The organism is Pseudomonas sp. 32_A, from assembly GCF_017490905.1.
In the GTDB taxonomy this organism is placed as follows: domain Bacteria; phylum Pseudomonadota; class Gammaproteobacteria; order Pseudomonadales; family Pseudomonadaceae; genus Aquipseudomonas; species Aquipseudomonas inefficax.
Genome location: NZ_JAFGYI010000074.1, coordinates 1 through 8,547, shown reverse-complemented (window position 1 = coordinate 8,547; position 8,547 = coordinate 1). Strand labels below are relative to the sequence as shown.

At 63.0% G+C, this 8,547-nt stretch carries 7 protein-coding genes; 1 reads left to right on the top strand and 6 read right to left on the bottom strand.

Translation table 11 applies throughout. The features are described 5' to 3' along the window. Window positions 1–204 precede the first annotated feature (204 nt). The 4 genes from J5M58_RS25475 to J5M58_RS25460 form a co-directional block, all read right to left on the bottom strand. On the bottom strand, window positions 205–1,113 hold the full coding sequence (locus J5M58_RS25475; RefSeq protein WP_112250154.1) for an alpha/beta fold hydrolase: 909 nt from the start codon (window positions 1,111–1,113) through the stop codon (window positions 205–207). A 167-nt stretch (window positions 1,114–1,280) separates the two neighbouring features. Then, window positions 1,281–2,492: an enoyl-ACP reductase FabV gene (gene fabV / locus J5M58_RS25470; protein WP_207880059.1), complete on the bottom strand. Its 1,212-nt coding sequence runs from the start codon at window positions 2,490–2,492 to the stop codon at window positions 1,281–1,283. Window positions 2,493–2,737: 245 nt separating this feature from the next. Next, a complete protein-coding gene (locus J5M58_RS25465; RefSeq protein WP_112250150.1) occupies window positions 2,738–3,271 on the bottom strand; it encodes a cytochrome b/b6 domain-containing protein in 534 nt (177 codons plus the stop codon). Further along, on the bottom strand, window positions 3,268–3,534 hold the full coding sequence (locus tag J5M58_RS25460) for a PepSY domain-containing protein (protein WP_085692244.1): 267 nt from the start codon (window positions 3,532–3,534) through the stop codon (window positions 3,268–3,270). Before J5M58_RS25460 ends, J5M58_RS25465 begins: the two co-directional genes overlap by 4 nt. 176 nt (window positions 3,535–3,710) lie before the next feature. Here J5M58_RS25460 and J5M58_RS25455 point away from each other — a divergent pair, with 176 nt between their 5' ends. After that, window positions 3,711–4,889, top strand: coding sequence for an acetyl-CoA C-acetyltransferase (locus J5M58_RS25455; RefSeq protein WP_112250148.1), 1,179 nt, complete (start codon window positions 3,711–3,713; stop codon window positions 4,887–4,889). Between the two features lie 147 nt (window positions 4,890–5,036). Here J5M58_RS25455 and J5M58_RS25450 read toward each other — a convergent pair whose 3' ends face one another. Both J5M58_RS25450 and metE read right to left on the bottom strand, forming a co-directional pair. After that, on the bottom strand, window positions 5,037–5,756 hold the full coding sequence (locus J5M58_RS25450) for an SDR family oxidoreductase (RefSeq protein WP_112250147.1): 720 nt from the start codon (window positions 5,754–5,756) through the stop codon (window positions 5,037–5,039). Window positions 5,757–5,933: 177 nt separating this feature from the next. Further along, window positions 5,934–8,225 (bottom strand): 5-methyltetrahydropteroyltriglutamate--homocysteine S-methyltransferase, encoded by a 2,292-nt coding sequence (gene metE / locus J5M58_RS25445; protein ID WP_207880057.1) that lies wholly within the window; start codon window positions 8,223–8,225, stop codon window positions 5,934–5,936. Window positions 8,226–8,547 lie beyond the last annotated feature (322 nt).

The following is an 8,547-nucleotide window of genomic DNA, read 5'->3' as shown; positions in this document are numbered from 1 at the left end:
CTACAAGCAGATAGTCTGCGCTGCTATGCGTAAGCTTTTGCACCTGGTGTATGGCGTAGTGAAATCCGGCAAACCGTTTGACCCTCAAATCGCTCTTGCGGGGTGAGGGTCAAGACGGTATCTACAGAAGACCGCGTTCCCTTGTAGGAGCGGCCTTGTGTCGCGATAGGGCCGCAGAGCGGCCCCAAAATTTCGAAACCAACCTCAGCTGATGATGGTTCCCGGCACCTCACCCGCCAATCCCCCCTGCCGCAACCACTGCAACGCCACCGGCCACAAACTTTCGCGAAACCGGTCATGGAAGAACGCGAAGTGGCCAATTTCATCGACCGAGATATCCACAGGCGCAATGCGCAGGTGCTTACGTTCGGCGCCCTGCAGATAGCCCAGCAAACGCTCGGTCGCCGCCACGGTACCAAAGGGGTCATCGGTCAGGCTGATGGCCAGCGTCGCCGCCCGCACCTGGGCGAACGGTAGTGCCTCCAGTGCACGCCCGCTGGGTCGGTGCTCATAGCGCGGGGTACGGGTGGTCCAGTCGTGCACCACGCCGGATGGCGTGTCCTCCAGCCAACCCAGGCGCTTGCCGGGAAAATAACCGAACACCCGGGTGAGCAGCGGCATTACCACATGCCACTTGCCGAACAGCTGCCAGCGCTGGCCAGCCGCGTAATCGCGCCAGTAGGCGAATTGTGCGCCAACCATCACCACCCGGCGAACCTTGCTCGCCGACGGTGCCAGCCCCACTGCGCAGCCGCCAAAACTGTGCCCCACCACATCCACCGGCTGGCCGGGGAAATGTTCTGCGGCATGCACCAGCATGGCTTCGAAATCCAGCCGGCCCCAGTCGCTCCAGGATGCCTGGAAGCCGCGCAGCGAGGCCGGGCGGGATTCGCCGATGCCACGGTAGTCGTAGGTCAGCACATCGCAGCCTTGGGCAAACAGGTAGTCGGCGAAACGCGAGTAGTAGCGGCAGCGTACCGAAGTGGCAGCGTTGATGATCACCAGCGGGCGCTGGGGGTCAGGTCGGGCGTGGCGCCAGCGGAAGCCGCCGAGGCTGTAGCCGTCGGCTGCGGTGTGGCGAAAGGCGGTGGCGGGCTGGGTGAGGCTGCTCATGGCACATTCCCTGTTGTTGTGCGCCAAAGCTAGCAAAGTTTTCATAGCCTGTACCGGCCTCTTCGCGGGCTTGCCCGCTCCCACAAGGTCCTCACTGCCTTCAGGCTTGGTGAGATCCCTGTGGGAGCGGGTTTACCCGCGAAGAGGCCGGTACAGGCCGACAGCGATTACAGCTCGACGCAGTCGAACTTCACATCGGTAGCCACGTCTTCGTCGTAGTTGACGTCAGCGCGCTCGAAGCCAAACAGGTTTAGGAACTGCTTCTTGTAACCGGCATAGTCGGTCAGCTCGAACAGGTTCTCGGTGGTCACCTGTGGCCACAGCGCCTTGCAGGCGTCCTGCACGTCATCACGCAGTTCCCAGTCGTCCAGACGCAGGCGGCCCTTCTCGTCGACCTCGGCCGGCGCGCCGTCGGCACGGTACATGCGGTCGCGATACATGCGGTCCAGCTGGTCCTGGGTGCCTTCGTGAACACCCTTCTCCTGCATGATCTTGAACACCATCGACAGGTACAGCGGCATCACCGGGATGGCCGAACTGGCCTGGGTAACCACCGACTTCAGCACCGCCACGTTGGCGCCGCCCTTGACTTCACCGGCCAGTTTCTCGTCCAGGCGCAGGGCGGTTTCGTCCAGGTCCTGCTTGGCCTGGCCCAGCGCACCGTGCCAGTAGATCGGCCAGGTGATGTCGCTGCCAATGTAGCTGAAGGCCACGGTGCGGGCGCCTTCGGCCAGCACGTTGGCACCCGCCAGGGCGTCGATCCACAGCTGCCAGTCCTGGCCACCCATGACGGTGACGGTGTCGGCGATTTCCTGCTCGGTAGCCGGCTCGATGCTGGCCTCGATGATGCTGTCCTTGTTGGTGTCGATGGCGGTCGACTTGTATGGCTGGCCGATCGGCTTCAGGGCCGAACGCACCAGTTCACCGGTTTGCGGCAGCTTGCGCACTGGCGAGGCCAGCGAGTAGATGACCAGGTCGACCTTGCCGCCCATTTCGTTCTTGATCAGCTCGATGACCTTGGCACGGGCCTCGTCGGAGAAAGCGTCACCATTGATCGACTTGCTGTACAGGCCTTCGGCCTTGGCGAACTTGTCGAAGGCTGCAGCGTTGTACCAGCCAGCGGTGCCGGCCTTGGTCTCGGTGCCTGGTTTTTCGAAGAACACGCCCAGGGTGTCGGCCTTGAAGCCGAACGCCGCGGTGATGCGTGCTGCCAGGCCGTAGCCGCTGGAAGCACCGATGACCAGGACCTTCTTCGGGCCATCCTCGCGCACGCCCAGTTTGCGGGTGGCTTCGATCTGGTCACGGACGTTGAGCTCGCAGCCCTTCGGGTGAGTCGTGGTGCAGATGAAACCGCGGACCTTAGGATGAATGATGGCCAATGTCTGTACCTCGTCAGGTTTATGCCGGGGGAAGCGCCGCCATGGGCGATTCCGGTTGATCAGAGGGTGAGACTACCCCTGCAGGTTATCCGACACATATTACGGGGTGATCAGAGGGATTCAAAACCGAGGTTTTCCTGTGGCGGCCTCTTCGCGGGCTCGCCCGCTCCCACAGGGACGGCGCAAAGCCTGAGGGCTGCGCAATACCTGTGGGAGCGGGCAAGCCCGCGAAGAGGCCGCCACAGTCAATCGCGGTGCCGACGGCGCCCTGTGATCATCGACCAAGGCAGGTTTTCCCGCATGCGCACGCTCTCGTAGATGGCCGCCAGCACATGCACGCAAACCAGCGCCAGCAGCGCATTGGCCAGCCAGCTGTGCAGGTCCATCGGCCAATCGACGCCGAACAGCGCGTCCACCTCCTCCGACGCCCACCCGGTAAGGCCAAGACCGGCGATGCAGGTCAGCATCAGCACCATCACCAGCGCGCCAATGGGCGAATGCCCCATGTGATGGTCAAGCTCCCCATGCAGCAACGCCCGAGCATGCCCGAGCAGGCTTGCCGGGGTTGGCCAGAAATCGGCCCAGCGCGCGCTGCGTGGCCCGACAAAGCCCCAGATCACACGCACCACCACAACGGCGAGTGCGTAGTAACCCAGCCACTGGTGCCAGTCGTCACCTTCTTCGTTGAAGAAGTAATTGGCGAAGAACACCACGGCGATCGACCAGTGGCACAGCCGCAGTAGGGGGTCCCACAGCTGCACCGTGCCGTCGCTGTTCAATCGTGGTACTCGGTCTTGACTGCCTTGCCCGTCACTGGGTCATGGTAGATCTCGACCTTCTTGCCATCCTTGTCGAAACCGTAGATCTCGTAGCAGTTACCCTTGGTGACCTTGAACTTGTTGATCTTGTAGCCCTGCTCCTTGAGCTGCGCCTGGAATTTTTCCTGATCCTGCCAGGTGCTTTTGTCGGCGGTGGTGCATTCGGTGGCGGCTAATGCAGTGCTGCTGCCAATCAAAAGGGTCAGCGCGATCAATGTACGCATGGGCATGTGCTCCCATCCAGATGAGTGTAGTAGCGCATCCATCAGCATAGTTCTGCCGGCCGCTTTACGCCCATTCATTTGTTTTCCACATCAATCGCAAAGAAAAACAAACTTAACAAATGAGCCAAAGCCACCGATGCTTGAGGCATTACGCCCATCGCACGGAGAACAACAACATGAACGACGTGGTCATCGTCGCCGCAACCCGTACCGCCATCGGCAGCTTCCAGGGCGCCTTGGCCACCGTACCTGCAGTAGACCTCGGTGCCGCCGTGATCAAGCGCCTGCTGGAGCAGACCGGGCTGGCCCCGGCGCAGGTCGACGAAGTCATCCTGGGCCAGGTACTGACCGCCGGCGCCGGGCAGAACCCTGCACGCCAGGCCGCGATCAAGGCCGGCCTGCCCTTCAGCGTGCCGGCAATGACCCTGAACAAGGTCTGCGGCTCGGGCCTGAAGGCCCTGCACCTGGCCACTCAGGCCATCCGCTGCGGTGACGCCGAGGTGGTAATCGCCGGCGGCCAGGAGAACATGAGCCTTGCCCCCTACGTGATGCCTTCGGCCCGTACCGGCCAGCGCATGGGCCATGGCCAGCTGATCGACAGCATGATCACCGACGGCCTGTGGGATGCCTTCAACGACTACCACATGGGTATCACTGCCGAAAACCTGGTAGATCAGTACGCTCTCAGCCGTGAGCAGCAGGATGCCTTTGCCGCCGAGTCGCAGCGCAAGGCCGTGGCGGCCATGGAGGCCGGCCGCTTCGATGATGAAATCACCCCGATCGTGCTGCCGCAGAAAAAGGGCGAGCCCAAGGTGTTCGCGCGGGACGAGCAGCCACGCCCGGATACCACCGCCGAATCCCTGGGCAAACTGCGCCCGGCGTTCAAGAAGGATGGCAGTGTCACCGCCGGCAACGCCTCGAGCCTGAATGACGGCGCCGCCGCCGTGCTGCTGATGAGCGCTGCCAAGGCCGAGGCCCTGGGCCTGCCGGTTCTGGCCAGGATCGCGGCTTATGCCAGTGCCGGTGTAGACCCGGCGATCATGGGCATAGGCCCGGTTTCGGCCACCCAGCGCTGCCTGGACAAGGCCGGCTGGCAATTGGCCGAGCTGGACCTGATCGAAGCCAACGAAGCCTTTGCCGCGCAGGCGCTGGCGGTGGGCAAGGCGCTGGAATGGGATGCTGCGCGGGTGAACGTGAATGGCGGGGCGATTGCCTTGGGCCATCCGATTGGTGCTTCCGGCTGCCGGGTGCTGGTGACCCTGCTGCACGAAATGATCAAGCGGGATGCCAGGAAAGGCCTGGCGACCCTGTGCATCGGTGGCGGACAAGGGGTGGCCTTGGCCATCGAGCGTTGAATCAGCGATTGATTTAAGCAGGCCCGGCCTCTTCGCGGGCTTGCCCGCTCCCACAAGTACTGCACACACCTTGAAATTTGTGCTGCAACTATGGGGAGCGGGCAAGCCTGCGAAAAGCCGGGCCTGCTTGCAAAGAAACCTCAGATATCAGAACCGCTCATCGGCAATAGCCGGCAGAGTCAGCTCGCGCACATAACTCGCCGCCGACAACTCCAGCAGCGTGCGCACCATCAGCACCACATCGTGCAGCGGTATCAGCCCTCCTTCCCCCCGCACTGCAGCCTCGGCCAACGGCACCTCCAGACCATCCTCGGTATTCAGGTAGCCCAGGTTCAGGCACGTCACCCCAAGCCCCTGCCCCCGATAACCTTCACGCAAGGCCTCGGCAATGCCGCGCAGGGCGAACTTGGAAGCGGCGAAGGTGACTTCCGGGCGACCGCTCTGGGGCAGGCCCGATGTGGAACCGGTAAGGATGATCCGTGGTTTTTCGCTTTCCAGCAGCAACGGCAGCAGGCGCTTGATCAGCAGGATGGTTGCCGTGATGTTGCAGTCGACCATGCGCTGCAATTGCGCATCGCGGTCGGCGAGGAAGCTGTAGTGCGCTTCGAAGGCCTCGGCCTCCCACAAGCCGAGGTTGTAGATCAGAGTGTCCACCCCGCCATCGGCCAGTGCCCGGGCGATGGCCTCGACGGCCGTAACCGGCTGGCCGAGGTCGGCTTCGATCCAGCGGGTTTCGATGCCCTTGCCGATGTTCATTGCAGCAGGTTTGGCGCGCGACACACCAATCACTGTATCGCCCGGTTTTCCCAGCCCTTCCATGAAGGCCTTGCCCAGGCCTTTGCTGGCGCCGACTACCAGAACTCTCATCGCATCACTCCCTGTCGATTTGAATCGGAGCCGGCATTCTAGGGGGTTTTTAGTGTCTGTGCCGGCCTCTTCGCGGGTAAACCCGCTCCCACAGCAGCACCACTGCATTCAAGTTGTGCACGGTACCTGTGGGAGCGGGTTTACCCGCGAATAGGCCGCGGTACAGGCGGCGAATAATCAGGCGGTAGCGCGCAACTCGCGAGCAGCGGCAACCATATTGATCAGCGCTGCCTCGGTCTCCGGCCAGCCACGGGTCTTCAGCCCGCAATCCGGGTTGACCCACAAGCGCTCGGCCGGGATACGCTGGGCAGCCTTGCGCAGCAGCTTGACCATTTCCTCACGGGTCGGCACGCGTGGCGAATGAATGTCATACACACCCGGGCCGATCTCGTTGGGATAGGCGAACCGCTCGAAGGCAGCCAGCAGCTCCATGTCCGACCGCGAGGTCTCGATGGTGATCACGTCGGCATCCATCGCGGCGATCGACTCGATCACGTCGTTGAACTCGCTGTAGCACATGTGGGTGTGAATCTGGGTTTCGTCACGCACCCCCGAGGCAGCCAGGCGGAAGGCCTCGGTGGCCCACTCCAGGTAATGGGCCCAGGCGCCGTGGCGCAGCGGCAGGCCTTCACGGAATGCCGCTTCGTCGATCTGCACGATCCTGATACCCGCTGCTTCCAGGTCGACCACTTCGTCGCGGATCGCCAGCGCCAGTTGGCGCGCCTGCACCTCGCGGCTCACGTCTTCACGCGGGAACGACCACATCAGCATGGTCACCGGGCCGGTCAGCATGCCCTTCATCACCTTGCTGGTCAGGCCCTGGGCATAGGTGATCCATTCCACGGTCATGGCCTTCGTCCGGCTCAGGTCGCCAACGATCACCGCAGGCTTCACACAACGCGAACCGTAACTCTGCACCCAGCCGAAGCGGGTGAACGCATAGCCATCGATCTGCTCGGCGAAGTACTCGACCATGTCGTTGCGCTCGGCCTCGCCGTGCACCAGTACATCCAGGCCCAGGTCTTCCTGGATTTTCACCGCATGGCGGTTCTCGCTGTGCATGGCCTCGGCGTAATCGGCCTCGGTTAGCTTGCCCTGCCTGTAGGCCTGGCGTGCCAGGCGGATCGCCGAGGTCTGCGGGAACGAACCGATGGTGGTGGTCGGGAACGCCGGAAGGTCGAGCCCCGCACGTTGCTTGGCGATACGTTGGGCAAACGCCGACCGACGCTGGCTGTCAGCGGGCTTGATGGCCGCCAGGCGGGCCTGCACGGCCGGCTTGTGAATACGCGGCGAAGCGGCGCGGCTGGCCTGCACGGCCTGGCTCAGGGCCAATGCGGCGGCCACGTCGTCGGCTTTTGGGGCATTGATGGCCTTGGCCAGCAGCGCCACTTCCTGGCACTTCTGCACGGCGAAGGCCAGCCAGCTATGCAGTTCGGCATCGAGCTGGTCTTCGCGGTCCAGGTCCACCGGGCTGTGCAACAGCGAACAGGACGGCGCCACCCACAGCCGTTCCCCCAGGCGCTCATGGGCATGGCGCAATACCTCCAGCGCCTTTTCCAGATCGCAGCGCCAGACGTTGCGGCCGTTGACCAGGCCAAGCGACAGCACCTTGTAGGCCGGCAGGCGGTCGAGAATGGTCGGGTACTGCTCGGGCGCCCGCACCAGGTCGATATGCAGGCCATCGACCGGCAGGTTGGCGGCCAGGCCCAGGTTGTCTTCCAGGCCGCCGAAGTAGGTGGCGATCAGCTTCTTCAGTGGCGCCCGCTGAAGGATGTTGTAGACGCGCTCGTAGGCATTCTTCCAATCCTGAGGCAGGTCCAGGGCCAGGATCGGCTCATCGATCTGCACCCATTCCACGCCTTGGGCAGCCAGGCGGTTGAGGATCTGGTCATACAGCGGCAACAGGCGGTCGAGCAGCTCCAGCTTGTCGAAATCGCCACCCTTGGCCTTGCCCAGCCACAGGTAGGTCAGCGGGCCGATTACCACCGGCTTGACCGCGTGGCCCAGGGCCTGGGCTTCTGCCACTTCTTCGAACAGCTGCTCCCAGCTCAGGGCAAACTGCTGGTCGGCAGTGAATTCGGGGACCAGGTAGTGGTAGTTGGTGTCGAACCACTTGGTCATTTCCTGGGCGTGCGCGCCACCGCAGCAGCTGTCACCCACGGCGCCACGGGCCATGGCGAACAGGGTCTGCAGGGTGGGCCTGGCAGCGTCGTGGCTGCGGAAACGCTGCGGGATCACACCGAAGGTCAGCGAGTGGGTGAGCACCTGGTCGTACCAGGCGAAGTCGCCGACCGGCAGCAGTTCGATGCCGGCATCTTTCTGCACCTGCCAGTGGCGGGCACGCAGCTCGCGGCCGACCGCGCGCAGGCCGGCTTCGTCGAGTTCACCCTTCCAGTAGGCTTCCTGGGCCTTTTTCAGCTCGCGGTCGCGGCCGATACGCGGAAAGCCCAGGTTGTGTGCCAGTGCCATGTCTTGTCCCTCAGCATGCATAAATGAATGAGGGGGATTTTCCGGGCGCCGGCATCTTGAGACAAACTCATTAAATTTGAGATGAACTCAAGGTTTACTCATGTTCGTGATTTTGTATTGCCTGTACGGGCCCTTTCGCGGCTAAAGCCGCTCCTACAGGTACCGCGCCAGCCTGAAGAGTATGCGATCCCTGTGGGAGCGGCTTTAGCCGCGAAAGGGCCGGCACAGACAAACCCGAATGTCTCATTCAGAGCATCACCCTGCGCATCCGGACATGACCCCACCCGCCTTCTGCCGCACAATGCCATCCTGACCAAACCAG

Excerpts from the sequence above, each read along its gene's own strand:
- J5M58_RS25475 (WP_112250154.1), bottom strand. The coding sequence starts at position 1,113 with ATGAGCAGCCTCACCCAGCCCGCCACCGCCTTTCGCCACACCGCAGCC.
- J5M58_RS25460 (WP_085692244.1), bottom strand. The coding sequence starts at position 3,534 with ATGCGTACATTGATCGCGCTGACCCTTTTGATTGGCAGCAGCACTGCA.
- J5M58_RS25455 (WP_112250148.1), top strand. The coding sequence starts at position 3,711 with ATGAACGACGTGGTCATCGTCGCCGCAACCCGTACCGCCATCGGCAGC.
- J5M58_RS25450 (WP_112250147.1), bottom strand. The coding sequence starts at position 5,756 with ATGAGAGTTCTGGTAGTCGGCGCCAGCAAAGGCCTGGGCAAGGCCTTC.
- metE (WP_207880057.1), bottom strand. The coding sequence starts at position 8,225 with ATGGCACTGGCACACAACCTGGGCTTTCCGCGTATCGGCCGCGACCGC.